This is a genomic window from Eubacterium sp. 14-2 (genome assembly GCF_000403845.2).
Classification (GTDB): Bacteria; Bacillota; Clostridia; order Lachnospirales; family Lachnospiraceae; genus Petralouisia.
In genome coordinates this window covers 263,691-277,678 of sequence record NZ_KE159568.1, presented here as the reverse complement: position 1 = coordinate 277,678, position 13,988 = coordinate 263,691, and the positions used below count along the sequence as shown (strand labels likewise).

Sequence of the window (13,988 nt, the reverse complement as noted above, 5' to 3'; positions counted from 1 at the left end):
TATGGAAACAAGAGAATTAATTTGTATCGGATGCCCCATGGGCTGCCCGTTAAAAGTGGAAATGAACAATGGTGAAGTGGTAAGCGTTACCGGCAATACCTGCAAACGCGGTGATGACTATGCCAGAAAAGAAGTAACCAATCCCACCAGAATCGTTACAAGTTCTGTGATTGTAGAAGGCGGAAGCCTTGCAGCAGTATCTGTAAAAACCAAAGAAGATATTCCGAAAGGAAAAATCTTTGATATTATGAAAGACCTGAAAGGTGTAAAAGTTCAGGCGCCGGTACATATCGGGGATGTGATTGTAAGCGACGTGGCAGGCACAGGCGTAGATATTATCGCAACCAAAAACGTATTATAAGTAAGCCTATCCTAAATTTCAAAATCTTTCACCGCTGTGCGGTAAAGAATATCCCCCTGCAGCATATAATGTAGCAGGGGGATTATTATGCGTTTATGTGAATTAAAAGAAAAAGAAGTTATTAATATCTGCAACTGCAGATGTCTGGGGTTTGTGGTGGATTTGGATATTGACCCCTGCAATGGATGTATTCTGGCGCTGATTATTCCAGGCTGCGGAAGAATCTGGGGGCTGTTCGGCAGAGAGAGTGAAATTATAATTCCCTGGAGCCAGGTAGTCAAAATCGGGCCGGATATTATTCTGGTGGAGATTCCGGATCCTCCTCCGCCCAGGTGAATTCGGGGACCGGAAAGTTTCGGGAAATGATATTGACAGAAGAAAAAAAGAATAATATACTGAAAGAAAACTATGCGGTTTTTGTGTACAGATTTGGGAGGGGTTTCATGAAATGTCCGTTTTGCAGCAGTGATAATACACGGGTGATTGATTCAAGGCCCGCGGATGACAATAATTCCATTCGCAGGAGAAGGCTCTGTGACGACTGTGGGAAGCGTTTTACAACTTATGAAAAAGTTGAAACGATTCCCCTGATTGTCATTAAAAAAGATAATAACAGGGAGCAGTATGAACGGACGAAGGTGGAAGCCGGGATTCTGCGGGCGTGCCACAAACGTCCGGTGCCTGTAAATATGATAAACCAGCTGGTAGATACGGTGGAAGTAGATATTTTCAACCGGGAAGAAAAGGAAATCTCCAGTTCGGAAATCGGAGAAATTGTCATGAACAGACTGCAGGAACTGGATCCGGTGGCTTATGTGAGGTTTGCTTCCGTATATCGGGAATTTAAAGATGTCAATACCTTTATGGACGAGCTGAAGAAGATACTGGACAAGTAAGGTGTGATTTGAAAATTGCAGAGTTCAGGAGAATGGCAGAATGTTGAAAAAATTTTATCCGAATGAATATTTGGATTCCGCGTATCAGATAGAATTTGAGCGTTTGTATCAGGAAGGATATCGGGGAATTATTTTTGATGTGGACAATACGCTGGTACCCCATGGGGCGCCGGCAGATGAGCGGGCGAAAAAGCTCTTTGCTCAGCTGAAAAAGCTGGGCTATCAGTGCTGTCTTCTGTCCAATAATAAGGAACCCAGAGTGAAAATGTTTAATGACCAGGTGCAGGTGCAGTATATTTTTAAGGCAGGAAAACCCAAAGTTTCCGGGTATGAGCGGGCCATGGAACTGATGGGAACCCACAGAACAAACACGCTTTTTGTGGGAGATCAGATTTTTACGGATGTATATGGGGCCAACCGGGCAGGAATCCGGACGATTCTCACCAGACCCATTCATCCGAAAGAAGAAATTCAGATTGTACTGAAACGATATCTGGAAAAGATTGTACTGTTTTTTTACCACAGAAGCCATAAAAGGAAAAAGCAGGAAATATAATAAAGATCATTTTGACAGAAACTGTTGAACAGCTTGTTAAGAACCAGGGAGGAGTAACGTGAAGATAGCGATTGGAAATGATCACGCGGCAGTAGATTTGAAAAGAGAAATTGCCAGGTATGTGGAAAGTCTGGGCTATGAAGTAATTAATTTTGGGACGGATAACAATGAGAGCTGCGATTATCCCATATATGGTGAAAAAGTGGGACAGGCAGTGGCAGAAGGACAGGCGGACTGCGGGATTTTGATTTGCGGAACGGGAGTGGGAGTCTCTCTGGCTGCAAACAAGGTGAAAGGAATCCGCTGCGGTGTCTGCTCTGACACCACAACAGCCCGTTTGATTAAAGAACATAACAATGCAAATGTAATTGCTTTTGGGGCAAGAATCGTAGGCGCGGAAAAGGCGAAAGATATTGTAAAAGCCTATTTGGAAGCGGAATTTCAGGGCGGAAGGCACCAGTCCAGAGTGGATATGCTGAGCAGAATGGAAGAATCCTGGAGCCGGAGCGAATAAGGCTTTCCTGCGGCAGCCCGTCATTTTCCCGGTGGTCCCGGAAAAAAAGGTTGAAAAATCTGCCATTATAGGATAGAATAGTAACGAATACAGGGGCGGAATGGGCCCAAGTGTAGTTTAAGGAGGAAATTCGGATGATTTCAGCAGGAGATTTCAGAAATGGTATTACGATTGAATTAGATAATAACATTTACCAGATTATTGAGTTTCAGCATGTAAAACCAGGAAAAGGCGCAGCCTTTGTCAGAACGAAACTGAAAAATATTAAGAACGGTGGAGTAGTGGAGAAAACATTTCGTCCTACGGAGAAATGTCCCCAGGCAAGGATTGACAGGGCGGACATGCAGTATTTATATTCAGACGGAGATCTGTTCCATTTTATGGACGTGGAAACATATGAACAGATCGCTCTGGACGCGGATGCAATCGGGGATGCGCTGAAGTTTGTAAAAGAAAATGAAATGGTAAAAATGTGTTCTCACAACGGCAGCGTATTTGCAGTAGAACCGCCTCTGTTCGTAGAATTGAAAATTACAGAGACAGAGCCTGGTTTCAAAGGTGATACCGCAACCGGCGCAACCAAGCCGGCAGTTGTGGAAACAGGTGCAACCGTATATGTTCCGCTGTTTGTGGAACAGGAAGACGTAATTAAAATTGATACAAGAACCGGCGAATATCTGTCCAGAGTATAGTGAAACTGCTGCTTTGTGACATGTATCCCATCCGGTAAAAGGCTCAGGTTCCTTATTCGTGAGGAGCCTGAGCCTTTTTTTCGGAAAGCATCCGAATAGAAAGGGAGTATTCCGAAGGCGTCATGCCGGTTATTTTTTTAAACTGCCGGGAAAAATAATGAATAGAGGCATAACCCAGAGAATCAGCAATCTGGGTGAAATTCATGTTCTGTTCCCGAATCATTTCTTTGGCCCGTCCGATTTTCATGCGGGAGAAATATTCAATGATACCGCTGCCGCAGCTGCTGTGGAACAGCTTCTGGAGCTGAGAAGTACCAATCAGATTGTCCCGGCAGATTTGTTCCAGAGTGAGACTCTGAGAAATACGGGCTTCCATATAGGCATGAATGTGGCGGAAAGTCTCGTCATCCTGTTTTAATTTTACAGATCTGGCAGGATGGGTATCCGGGGAGGATGCGATGCCTTTTCGGTAGAGGGAGATCAGGAAATGTTCCAGAGAAATCTGTATCAGCTGTTCTGCTCCGGGACGTTGTTTGGGATTGCCGGAAAGCTGGCAGGTATATGGATTATCCAGGGGAGTCAGAAATGCATCGCCGGCTTCCGAAATGACAGCTGCAAGCAGACTTCGTTCCAGTTCTCCCAGGGGAAGAATTTTATCTTCAAAAAACTGCATGGCCGGCGAAGGGCACACAAAGGAGACCACTACCAGATTTGGAGCAATAACCCCGTTTGTGGCCACGGAATGAAACTGACCGGGTTTGTGGAAAATAATACTGCCTTTCTTCAGGATGTGGGTAGTCTGGTCGGCAGTGACGGTGATTTCTCCCTTGTCCACACAGAGAAATTCCCAGAAATCATGGGATTCACCTTCAAAAATGAAATCTTTTCCGTATTCAAAATAGTGGATGGTCACAATTTGAGAGACTTCAAATAACCGGGACAGAGGATACCTGTAAAATTCCATAAAAATTCCTTTCTGTTTTGTGGGGCAGGAGACACCTGGGAAAGGGTTAAATTGCCGGAGTTTGGAACAGGTATATTTTAACATAAAATTGTGCAAAAAAGTAAAAATATTGTGCAAATACAGAATATTTTTTTTGTATTATCATGAGAGATATAAGAAGAAACAGGCAGTGCAGAGGCACTGGAATTTCAGGAGGACAGAAAATATGAAAAAACCAGTATTAGTTATTTTGGCAGCAGGAATGGGAAGCCGCTACGGTGGTTTAAAACAGATTGATCCGGTAGACGAGCAGGGACATATTATTATTGACTTTTCCATTTACGATGCTCTGGAGGCAGGATTTGAAAAAATAGTGTTTATCATCAAGAAAGCCAATGAGGCCGCATTTAAGGAGAGTATCGGAGACCGGGTTTCTGAGAAAATTCAGGTGGAATATGTATATCAGGAACTGGAAAAAATTCCCGCAGGTTTTCAGGTGCCGGAAGGCAGGGTGAAACCTTTTGGTACAGGCCATGCCATTCTGTGCTGCAGGGACGTGCTGGACGGGCCTTTTGCAGTGATTAATGCAGATGATTATTATGGCAAACATGCCTATCAGGCAATCTATGATTATCTGACCAGCCATCAGGACGATGAAAAATATCGTTATGCCATGGTGGGATATGAGCTGAAAAATACCCTGACAGAAAACGGACATGTGGCCAGAGGAATCTGCGAAGCAGATGAAGAAGGATTTTTAACAGAAATCTGTGAACGCACCCATATTGAAAAACGGGGAGAAACAGCGGTTTATACGGAGGATGACGGGGCTTCCTGGACAGAAATCCCCATGGACAGCGTGGTTTCCATGAATATATGGGGCTTTTCTGAAAGCATTTTAAAGGAGCTGGAAACAGGATTTGTGAAATTCCTGAAAGAGGAACTGCCGGATAATCCAATGAAAGCCGAGTATTACCTGCCCATGGCAGTAGGAGATATACTGAGAGAAGGCAAGGCCAGCGTACAGGTATTAAATTCCCGTGACAAATGGTTTGGGGTTACCTATAAAGAGGACAAAGAGCAGGTGGTAAAAGCCATTGCAGAGCTGAAACAGCAGGGACAGTACCCGGAAGAATTTTAAAGGCTGGAAGGGAAGCATATGGAGGGAGAACATATGGAAGAAAAGGAAATACTGAAATGGGCGAAAGAGGCGGCCAGTGAGTTTGAGCTGGCAGGGAATGTGAAAAATATCCGTCCTTATGGCAGCGGGCATATTAACGACACCTTTCTGGTGGAAGGAGAAAAGGACTGTATTCTGCAGCGGATGAACCGAAATATTTTTACAAAGCCGGAAGAGGTAATGGACAATATTCTGGGCGTTACCACCTTTCTGAAAAAGAAAATTGCAGAAGCCGGAGGCGATGAACTGCGGGAGACATTAACGGTACTGTCTGCCAGAAACGGAAAACCTTTTTACCGGGACAGCCAGGGAGAATACTGGCGCATGTATTATCTGATTGAAGATGCGGTAAGCTATGACAGAGTGGAACGGGATGAGGATTTCTATGAGAGCGCTCTGGCTTTCGGGAATTTTCAGCAGCTGCTGGCAGATTATCCCGCAGAAACCCTTCATGAAACCATTCCCGGATTTCACGATACGAAAGCCAGATACCAGGTATTTCTCGATGCGGTGGAAGCAGATGTGTGTGGAAGGGCAGAAAATGCCCTGGAAGAAATCGAATTTTTCAAATCCCGGAAGGAGACAGCCTGTGTGCTGGGGGATTTACTGGCAGAAGGAAAAATGCCTCTGCGGGTAACGCACAATGATACCAAACTGAACAATATTATGGTGGATAAGGAGACCAGGAAAGGCATCTGTGTGATTGACCTGGACACAGTTATGCCGGGACTGGCAGTGAATGATTTCGGAGACGCCATTCGGTTTGGAGCCAGCACCGGAGATGAGGACGAAAAGGATTTGTCAAAAGTGAGCTGCGATTTGAGACTGTTCCGCATTTATACAGAGGGATTTTTAAAAGGCTGTAAGGGAAATCTGACAGATATGGAAGTTGCCATGCTTCCCATGGGTGCAAAAGTGATGACTTATGAAAACGGTATACGTTTTCTGACAGATTATTTACAGGGAGATACTTATTTTAAAATTCATCGGGAAGGCCATAATCTGGACCGGTGCCGCACACAGATGAAACTGGTGGCAGATATGGAAAAGAAATGGAAGGAACTGGAGGAAATTGTCAGGGAATGTCAGGAAGCAGAAAGTAAAATGAGATAAGTTTTCTGTTATCCCGGTAAAACAGGAGATAAATATTTACTAAAATTATAGTAAAATAAAATTAGTATTTACTAAACAAATGGAATGTGGTATACTGATTCCTGAGAAAGCCGGATAGCAGGACGGATAGTTTCGGTTTTCCCGGACAGGTAATAAGGATATGCGTAACAGTGCGCAGATTGCGGACAGGAGGTAAAGAATTATGGCAATTTTGGTAACAGGCGGAGCTGGTTATATCGGAAGCCACACATGTATTGAGCTGATTCATGCAGGATATGAAGTGGTTGTAGTGGATAATCTGGTAAATTCCAGTGAAGAAGCGGTAAAAAGGGTGGAAAAGATTACCGGAGCAAAGGTACCATTTTATCAGGTGGATATTCTGGATGCCCAGGGGCTGGGAGAAGTATTTGAAAAAGAAAAGATTGACAGTGTCATTCATTTTGCAGGGTTGAAAGCAGTAGGAGAATCTGTGCAGAAACCTCTGGAATATTATCATAACAATATTACCGGAACACTGATTTTGTGTGATGTTATGCGTAAGCATGGAGTGAAGAATATTATTTTCTCATCCTCCGCAACAGTATATGGAGATCCTGCAATTATCCCCATTACAGAAGAGTGTCCCAAAGGCCAGATTACCAATCCCTATGGCCAGACCAAAGGAATGTTAGAGCAGATTCTGACAGATTTCCATGTGGCAGATCCGGAATGGAATGTGGTACTCCTTCGTTACTTTAATCCCATTGGCGCCCATGAAAGCGGAATTATCGGAGAGGATCCCAAAGGAATTCCCAACAATCTGGTACCCTATATTGCTCAGGTTGCAGTGGGCAAGTTAAAATGTCTTGGAGTATTCGGAGACGATTACGATACACCGGACGGAACCGGCGTACGGGATTATATTCATGTGGTAGACCTGGCAAAAGGCCATGTGAAAGCACTGAAAAAGATTGAAGACAAATCCGGCGTCAGCATTTACAACTTGGGAACCGGAAACGGTTACAGCGTGCTGGATGTGGTAAAGGCATATGAGAAAGCCTGCGGCAGGCCGATTCCTTATGAAATCAAACCCAGAAGAGCCGGAGATATTGCCACCTGCTATGCAGACGCTTCCAAAGCCAAAGCAGAACTGGGCTGGGAGGCAGAATTCGGTATTGACAGAATGTGCGAGGATTCCTGGAGATGGCAGAGCAGCAATCCGGACGGATACCGCAGTTAAGTTATAATATGTAATAATAAAGGGGCTGTTGCAAAATAGCCGCTATATACAGGATATGGTATGGAAGCCCGATGGGACTCATGCATATATTGTATATAAGCTGTATTTTGCAACGCCCCTTTTGCTGTTTTGCAGGCAGCCGCACAGTTTATTACAGGGACCTTCCGGCAGCAAGTATCTGGTTTCGTTTGTCAGAGTACCGTTTCGCAGTTTCCTGAGTATGGGGGTCGCTGGCATATTTTTTTAAAGTTTCATGGTCTACCTTAAGGCGCAGATCCATGGTCTTCATCACATCTGAAATATGCATGGTTTTCTGGAATCTGGAATCGGTAAAATCAACCATCTGATTGTCGGAAAACAGGATAACCACAGGCTGGGCATAATTTTTCTGATTTTCTTCCACAATAATTCCTTTCTGCCCGTTGGAAAAGTCCACGCAGCATCCTTTTGGAAGAATGTGAATGCACTGGGTAAGGGCAGTGACAAATGCAGCAGGATAATAGTCCGGATATTCCCGCAGAAAACGTACCGCCCGGATTTCAGATACCGGTTCCCGGTCCAGATTCATGGAAGTCATTTCATCGAACATGCTCGCCACATGGAGTACGTGGGTACCGTTTTTCCAGCGGATGTTTTTCTGGAGAGGGACTTTGACGTTGTGCTCCAGACGGGCCATCTGGCCCACAATCTGAAGGGTGAGTTCCGGCAGTTTGTATTCGTTGTAATCGGGGTGCAGCATCTGATAGCCTTTTTCCAGATATCCCTGAATCAGCCGGCGTTCATCCGGAGAAAGAAGCCGGTCGCCTTTTTCCAGAATTTCATCCGGCACCATCAGAAGTCCCACGTCATGCAGCAGAGCTGCACATACGATGGCAAGCTGTTCCGCATAGGAATAATGAAGCCGGTTTACCATCATGGCTGCCAGAACAGCAGTGTTCAGGCAGTGTTTGTATACATAATCTCCGTTGCTGCGGAGGTTTCTGGCAAAGTTGATTTTGTGGTCAGATGAGCCGAAGCTGCGCAGAATTGTCTGGGCCAGAGGAGTGATATTCTGCGGCGGCATATCATTCATAAGCAGCACGAGATCATCTTTTAAACGAAAAGTGGAAACGGTGAGAAAACGTTCCAGTTCAATATCTTCTTCACTGAGAGGCGGTACCGGCTCTGCCGGTTCCAGAATATAAACGCCCCAGAGACCGAAGTTCTTAATGCTGGCAATTCCCTGGCGTGTGAGTCTGGTATCACGCTCAAACAGCATAACTCCCATTTTATTGTAAACAGGCCGGGCAAGACGCATGCCGGGCTTTAACTGGCTGATTTTAACATATTGCACGAAAACACCTCCGTATCTGATTCCTGTATAACCAGAGTGTTAAATACTACTATATTTATATCGGTTAAAATCAGGAAATGGCAAAGGCTGTCAGAAGATAAAAATCTTTCCTGTTTTTCGACAGGAATTGCGCTGAAGCCCTTTGTGTGATAAAATCTGTATGACAGTTCCGGACAGCAGAAGACAGAAATTGTGGAGGGAAGCATGAGAAAAATATGGAAAAGCACGGTCCTGATTTTATTCCTGTGCTGTTTATCCGGCACAGTGGTTTCTGCCACTCAGGGAAAAATCAACCAGGTACAGGAAGGGATAGAGGATCTGGAAAAACAGAAGAAAGAAGCGCAGGAGCAGGTGGACAGCCTTACGGGTCAGGCGGGCAGCCTGGAAGGAGACCTGAAAAGTTTCAACAACAGTCTGGCCTCCGTGACAGAAGAACTGAATGCCACAGAGGAGCAGCTAAACAGTACCAGAGTCAGTCTGGAAGAGACGGGAAAGGCGCTGGAGGCGGCAAGAAAAAAAGAACGGGATCAGTATGAAGCCATGAAAAAGCGGATTCAATTCCTGTATGAAATGAATATGGAAGGTATGCTGGAGGTTCTGCTGAGCGCAGAGAATTTTGCGGATTTTTTAAATAAAGGAGAATACATTGTAAGCATTCACAGTTACGATCGAAAAATGCTGAAAGAGTACCAGGCAACCAAAGAGGAGATTGCCGGAAAAGAACAGAAGCTGGAGGAGCAGGAAAGAATGCTGGCAGATTTGCAGAAGCAGCAGGAAGGCAAACAGCAGGAACTGGCAGATCTGGTGGACAGTACCTCTGAAAAACTGAACGCCGCCAGAAAGCAGATTGCAGATGCCCAGGCGGATGTGGAATCTTACGAGGCTGAGATTGACCGGCAGAAAGCCTATGAAGCGGAACTGGAAAAGCAGAAAGCCGCAGAGGACGCAAAAAGGATGGCGGAAATCAAACGGCAGGAAGAGGAAATGAGCCAGAAGGAAGAGACCGGAGGGGGAGAGAGCTATCAGGGCAGCGCTTCTGACACAGCGCTTCTGGCAGCACTGATTCAGTGTGAGGCCGGAGGAGAAAGCTATGAAGGAAAACTGGCAGTGGGCAGTGTGGTAATGAACCGGGTACGCAGCTCTCATTTTCCCAATACGGTGGCCGGGGTGATTTATCAGGGAGGACAGTTTTCCCCTGTGGCAAGCGGCAGATTTGCCACTGTGCTGGCTAAGGGAGCCAACCAGAGCTGCACCCAGGCGGCCGCAGAGGTTCTGGGCGGTAATATTACCATAAAATGCCTCTATTTCCGGAGGAATGACGGCACCATACCAGGCACTGTAATAGGAAATCATGTTTTTTATTAATACACAGCCGGAGGGCGGGAAACAGGAAAAAGGTCGGTTTTTGTGGGATATGCACAAAATCTGACCTTTTTTTTCGAAAAAATGCCGGGTAGAATGATAAAAATATAACAAAGATGTACAAAAAGAACAGGAGAAAAAAGGAGAATGGGGAGGGCCGGAAAGGGGAAGATAATCCTTGCAATTTACAGTGAAATGTGCTAGGATATTTTTATCGAGGGAAGAAAACATGGGAAAAACAGGAATTTTCAGAATTATTTTGCAGGCATGGCAGAGAAATGAATGCCAGCGAACCTGTTTTCCTTTTTTTTGACAAAAGATTGTTAAAAAAATAACAGGCATTTTGGTGATTTTGTCAAAAATGTTTTCACGATTACATAATATTTTAAAAGGAGACGAAGAAAATGGCAAAGAAAGTTGTTTTGGCAGGCGCATGCCGTACCGCAATCGGAACTATGGGTGGAGCTTTAAGCACAACTCCTGCACCGGTATTGGGAACTATCGTTATCAAAGAAGCATTGAACAGAGCTGGTGTTCCGGCTGACAAGGTTGACCATGTATACATGGGCTGCGTTATCCAGGCTGGTCTGGGACAGAACGTGGCACGTCAGGCATCCATCAATGCAGGTTTGCCTATTGAGACACCGGCAGTTACTGTGAACGTAGTATGCGGTTCCGGTCTGAACTGTGTAAATATGGCTGCTCAGATGATTCAGGCTGGTGATGCTGACATCGTTGTGGCAGGCGGTATGGAAAACATGTCTATGGCTCCTTATGCTGCTATGCAGGGACGTTACGGATACAGAATGAACAATGCCACACTGGTAGATACCATGGTAAACGATGCATTATGGGATGCATTCAATCAGTACCATATGGGAATCACTGCTGAAAACGTGGCAGAGAAATGGGAACTGACCAGAGATCAGTTAGATGAGTTTGCAGCAGCTTCACAGCAGAAATGTGAAAAAGCAATAAACGATGGCAAATTCAAAGACGAAATCGTCCCGGTAGAAGTAAAACAGAAGAAGAAAACAGTTATCGTAGATACAGATGAAGGACCACGTCCCGGCACAACAAAAGAAAGCATTTCCAAACTTCGTCCTGCATTCAAACCGGACGGAATTGTAACTGCAGCAAATGCTTCCGGAATCAATGACGGTGCAGCAGCAGTTGTTGTTATGAGCGAAGAAAAAGCAAAAGAACTGGGTGTAAAGCCTATGGCAACTTTCGTAGCAGGCGCACTTGGCGGTGTGGATCCTTCCATCATGGGTGTAGGCCCGGTTGCTTCCACAAAGAAAGTATTCGAGAAAACAGGACTGACCATTGACGATATGGATCTGGTAGAGGCAAATGAAGCATTTGCAGCTCAGTCTCTGGCAGTGGCACGTGACCTGAACTTTGATATGAGCAAGGTAAATGTAAATGGCGGCGCTATCGCACTTGGACATCCGGTAGGAGCCAGCGGATGCCGTATCCTTGTTACCCTGCTTCATGAAATGCAGAAGAGAGACGCTAAGAAAGGTCTTGCAACTCTGTGTATCGGCGGTGGAATGGGATGCTCCACCATCGTGGAAAGAGATTAATTTTAACTGGTCATTAATTGAGATACCGAAGCGGTTACGCTTCGGTATCTCATAGAATAATTTAAGGAGGACTATCATGAAAGTTGGCGTTATTGGAGCAGGAACCATGGGTTCCGGAATTGCACAGGCATTTGCACAGACAGAAGGATATGAAGTATGCCTTTGCGATATTAATGACGAATTTGCAGCAAATGGCAAGAAAAAAATTGCAAAAGGATTTGAGAAGAGAGTTGCAAAAGGCAAAATGGATCAGGCAGCAGCAGATGCAATTCTTGCAAAAATTACCACAGGTACAAAGGAAATCTGCGGTGACTGCGATTTAATCGTGGAAGCAGCGCTGGAAGTTATGGATGTTAAGAAACAGACATTCAAAGAACTGCAGGATATCGTAAAGAAAGACTGCATGTTCGCAAGCAACACATCTTCTCTTTCTATTACAGAAATTGGTGCAGGACTTGACAGACCGGTTATCGGTATGCATTTCTTTAACCCGGCTCCGGTTATGAAACTGGTAGAGGTTATCAAAGGTGAGAACACACCGGATGAAATGAAAGACAAAATCGTTAAGATTTCTGAAGAAATCGGCAAGACCCCGGTAGAAGTAAATGAAGCAGCAGGCTTTGTTGTAAACAGAATCTTAATCCCGATGATCAATGAAGCAGTTGGAATCTATGCAGACGGTGTTGCTTCTGTAGAAGGTATCGACACTGCCATGAAACTTGGTGCAAACCATCCGATGGGACCTCTGGCACTGGGAGATCTGGTTGGACTGGATATCTGCCTTGCAATCATGAATGTATTATATGATGAGACAGGAGATCCGAAATACCGTCCGCATCCATTGTTAAAGAAAATGGTACGTGCAGGTAAGCTGGGACAGAAGACCGGAATCGGTTTCTATGATTACAGCAAATAATACATATTGACGAAAGCATGGCCGGCAGCAGGCTTTTGCCTGCGCCGTATAGAATGTGAGGAACTGCCGTATTGGGTTTATCTTAATGCGGCAGTCCCATTCCATAAAATAAAAGAAAGTTTGGAGGAAAAGTATCATGGATTTTTCTTTAGATAAGAAACATGAAATGGCGAGAACTCTGTTCAGAGAGTTTGCTGAAAATGAAGTAAAGCCTCTTGCTCAGGAAGTTGATGAGACAGAAAAATTCCCAAGAGGAACCGTAGAGAAAATGCAGAAAATCGGATTCATGGGTATTCCGATTCCGAAAGAGTACGGCGGACAGGGCTGTGATCCTCTTACCTACATTATGTGCGTAGAGGAACTGTCCAAAGTTTGCGGTACTACCGGCGTTATCGTATCTGCACACACCTCTCTGTGCTGCGACCCGATTATGACATACGGTAATGAAGAGCAGAAACAGAAATATCTTGCACCTCTTGCAAGAGGAGAGAAGCTGGGCGCATTTGCTCTGACAGAGCCGGGTGCAGGTACAGACGCACAGGGCTGCCAGACAAAAGCAGTTCTGGATGGCGATGAATGGGTACTGAACGGCTCCAAATGCTTTATCACCAATGGTAAAGAAGCTGATATCTATATCGTAATCGCAATCACAAGCGTTGTGGAAGATAAGAGAGGCAGAAAGAAAAAGAATTTCTCCACCTTTATCGTAGAAAAAGGAACACCCGGATTCTCCTTTGGAACAAAGGAAAAGAAAATGGGTATCCGCGGATCTGCTACCTATGAACTGATTTTTGAAGACTGCAGAATTCCGAAAGAGAATCTGTTAGGACCGGAAGGAAAAGGATTCCCAATCGCAATGCATACTCTGGATGGCGGACGTATCGGTATCGCAGCTCAGGCTCTGGGTCTTGCGGAAGGCGCTCTGGAAGCAACCGTTGCCTATACAAAAGAGAGAAAACAGTTTGGCCGCTCCATCGCAATGCAGCAGAATACACAGTTCCAGTTAGCAGATATGGCAGCTAAGATTGAAGCAGCACAGATGCTGGTTTACAAGGCAGCTATGGCAAAAGCTACTCAGAAGGTTTACTCTGTAGAAGCAGCAAAAGCCAAATTATTTGCAGCAGAGGTTGCCATGGACGTAACTACCAGATGCGTACAGCTTTTCGGTGGATACGGATACATCAGAGAGTACGATGTAGAGCGTATGATGCGTGACGCCAAGATTACAGAGATTTATGAAGGAACTTCCGAAGTTCAGCGTATGGTTATTTCCGGCGCATTGTTAAAGTGAAAATAATAAAACAAAACATAAGGAGT

The 13,988-nt window shown here is 45.0% G+C and carries 15 protein-coding genes; 13 read left to right on the top strand and 2 right to left on the bottom strand.

Features of this window, described 5'->3' with window-relative positions; all coding sequences use genetic code 11:
- Nucleotide 1: 1 nt before the first annotated feature.
- From C805_RS18510 to efp, 6 genes are all read left to right on the top strand, one after another.
- Nucleotides 2-361, top strand: a complete 360-nt coding sequence (locus tag C805_RS18510; protein ID WP_016215498.1) for a DUF1667 domain-containing protein — start codon at nucleotides 2-4, stop codon at nucleotides 359-361.
- Between the two features lie 87 nt (nucleotides 362-448).
- The gene (locus tag C805_RS18505) at nucleotides 449-697 is read left to right on the top strand and encodes a YlmC/YmxH family sporulation protein (protein ID WP_016215497.1); all 249 of its coding nucleotides are present in this window, start codon (nucleotides 449-451) and stop codon (nucleotides 695-697) included.
- A gap of 107 nt (nucleotides 698-804) precedes the next feature.
- Entirely contained in the window at nucleotides 805-1,257 is a 453-nt protein-coding gene (gene nrdR / locus C805_RS18500; protein WP_016215496.1) for a transcriptional regulator NrdR, read from the top strand.
- Nucleotides 1,258-1,297: 40 nt separating this feature from the next.
- On the top strand, nucleotides 1,298-1,813 hold the full coding sequence (locus tag C805_RS18495; RefSeq protein ID WP_016215495.1) for a YqeG family HAD IIIA-type phosphatase: 516 nt from the start codon (nucleotides 1,298-1,300) through the stop codon (nucleotides 1,811-1,813).
- 58 nt (nucleotides 1,814-1,871) lie between these two features.
- Nucleotides 1,872-2,327, top strand: a complete 456-nt coding sequence (rpiB, locus tag C805_RS18490; RefSeq protein ID WP_016215494.1) for a ribose 5-phosphate isomerase B — start codon at nucleotides 1,872-1,874, stop codon at nucleotides 2,325-2,327.
- Nucleotides 2,328-2,461: 134 nt separating this feature from the next.
- Nucleotides 2,462-3,019 (top strand): elongation factor P, encoded by a 558-nt coding sequence (gene efp, locus C805_RS18485; RefSeq protein ID WP_016215493.1) that lies wholly within the window; start codon nucleotides 2,462-2,464, stop codon nucleotides 3,017-3,019.
- Between the two features lie 52 nt (nucleotides 3,020-3,071).
- Here the strand turns inward: efp and C805_RS18480 are convergent, their stop codons facing one another.
- Nucleotides 3,072-3,983, bottom strand: a complete 912-nt coding sequence (locus C805_RS18480) for an AraC family transcriptional regulator (RefSeq protein ID WP_016215492.1) — start codon at nucleotides 3,981-3,983, stop codon at nucleotides 3,072-3,074.
- A 205-nt stretch (nucleotides 3,984-4,188) separates the two neighbouring features.
- Between C805_RS18480 and C805_RS18475 the strand changes: the two genes are divergently transcribed.
- The 3 genes from C805_RS18475 to galE all read left to right on the top strand — a co-directional run bounded on the left by C805_RS18475 (nucleotide 4,189) and on the right by galE (nucleotide 7,474).
- Nucleotides 4,189-5,103, top strand: coding sequence for a nucleotidyltransferase family protein (locus C805_RS18475; protein ID WP_016215491.1), 915 nt, complete (start codon nucleotides 4,189-4,191; stop codon nucleotides 5,101-5,103).
- Nucleotides 5,104-5,136: 33 nt separating this feature from the next.
- Nucleotides 5,137-6,255, top strand: coding sequence for a phosphotransferase enzyme family protein (locus C805_RS18470; protein WP_016215490.1), 1,119 nt, complete (start codon nucleotides 5,137-5,139; stop codon nucleotides 6,253-6,255).
- 202 nt (nucleotides 6,256-6,457) lie between these two features.
- Nucleotides 6,458-7,474 carry a UDP-glucose 4-epimerase GalE gene (gene galE / locus C805_RS18465; RefSeq protein ID WP_016215489.1) on the top strand — a complete coding sequence of 339 codons (1,017 nt, stop codon included), beginning with the start codon at nucleotides 6,458-6,460 and terminating at the stop codon, nucleotides 7,472-7,474.
- A gap of 151 nt (nucleotides 7,475-7,625) precedes the next feature.
- Here galE and C805_RS18460 read toward each other — a convergent pair whose 3' ends face one another.
- Nucleotides 7,626-8,807, bottom strand: coding sequence for an HD-GYP domain-containing protein (locus C805_RS18460; protein ID WP_016215488.1), 1,182 nt, complete (start codon nucleotides 8,805-8,807; stop codon nucleotides 7,626-7,628).
- 204 nt (nucleotides 8,808-9,011) lie between these two features.
- On the opposite strand from C805_RS18460, the gene C805_RS18455 reads away from it, so the two are divergent.
- The 4 genes from C805_RS18455 (at nucleotide 9,012) to C805_RS18440 (ending at nucleotide 13,962) form a co-directional block, all read left to right on the top strand.
- Nucleotides 9,012-10,172 (top strand): cell wall hydrolase, encoded by a 1,161-nt coding sequence (locus C805_RS18455; protein WP_016215487.1) that lies wholly within the window; start codon nucleotides 9,012-9,014, stop codon nucleotides 10,170-10,172.
- A gap of 401 nt (nucleotides 10,173-10,573) precedes the next feature.
- The gene (locus C805_RS18450; RefSeq protein ID WP_016215486.1) at nucleotides 10,574-11,755 is read left to right on the top strand and encodes an acetyl-CoA C-acetyltransferase; all 1,182 of its coding nucleotides are present in this window, start codon (nucleotides 10,574-10,576) and stop codon (nucleotides 11,753-11,755) included.
- 76 nt (nucleotides 11,756-11,831) lie between these two features.
- Nucleotides 11,832-12,671, top strand: a complete 840-nt coding sequence (locus C805_RS18445) for a 3-hydroxyacyl-CoA dehydrogenase family protein (protein ID WP_016215485.1) — start codon at nucleotides 11,832-11,834, stop codon at nucleotides 12,669-12,671.
- A gap of 136 nt (nucleotides 12,672-12,807) precedes the next feature.
- Entirely contained in the window at nucleotides 12,808-13,962 is a 1,155-nt protein-coding gene (locus C805_RS18440; protein ID WP_016215484.1) for an acyl-CoA dehydrogenase, read from the top strand.
- Nucleotides 13,963-13,988: the final 26 nt, after the last annotated feature.

What these genes read in the sequence shown, in the direction of transcription:
- C805_RS18450 (WP_016215486.1), top strand. Translation starts at nt 10,574, where the DNA reads ATGGCAAAGAAAGTTGTTTTGGCAGGCGCATGCCGTACCGCAATCGGA.
- C805_RS18510 (WP_016215498.1), top strand. Translation starts at nt 2, where the DNA reads ATGGAAACAAGAGAATTAATTTGTATCGGATGCCCCATGGGCTGCCCG.
- C805_RS18470 (WP_016215490.1), top strand. Translation starts at nt 5,137, where the DNA reads ATGGAAGAAAAGGAAATACTGAAATGGGCGAAAGAGGCGGCCAGTGAG.
- C805_RS18495 (WP_016215495.1), top strand. Translation starts at nt 1,298, where the DNA reads ATGTTGAAAAAATTTTATCCGAATGAATATTTGGATTCCGCGTATCAG.
- nrdR (WP_016215496.1), top strand. Translation starts at nt 805, where the DNA reads ATGAAATGTCCGTTTTGCAGCAGTGATAATACACGGGTGATTGATTCA.
- galE (WP_016215489.1), top strand. Translation starts at nt 6,458, where the DNA reads ATGGCAATTTTGGTAACAGGCGGAGCTGGTTATATCGGAAGCCACACA.
- C805_RS18480 (WP_016215492.1), bottom strand. Translation starts at nt 3,983, where the DNA reads ATGGAATTTTACAGGTATCCTCTGTCCCGGTTATTTGAAGTCTCTCAA.
- efp (WP_016215493.1), top strand. Translation starts at nt 2,462, where the DNA reads ATGATTTCAGCAGGAGATTTCAGAAATGGTATTACGATTGAATTAGAT.
- C805_RS18505 (WP_016215497.1), top strand. Translation starts at nt 449, where the DNA reads ATGCGTTTATGTGAATTAAAAGAAAAAGAAGTTATTAATATCTGCAAC.
- C805_RS18445 (WP_016215485.1), top strand. Translation starts at nt 11,832, where the DNA reads ATGAAAGTTGGCGTTATTGGAGCAGGAACCATGGGTTCCGGAATTGCA.
- C805_RS18440 (WP_016215484.1), top strand. Translation starts at nt 12,808, where the DNA reads ATGGATTTTTCTTTAGATAAGAAACATGAAATGGCGAGAACTCTGTTC.
- C805_RS18455 (WP_016215487.1), top strand. Translation starts at nt 9,012, where the DNA reads ATGAGAAAAATATGGAAAAGCACGGTCCTGATTTTATTCCTGTGCTGT.
- C805_RS18475 (WP_016215491.1), top strand. Translation starts at nt 4,189, where the DNA reads ATGAAAAAACCAGTATTAGTTATTTTGGCAGCAGGAATGGGAAGCCGC.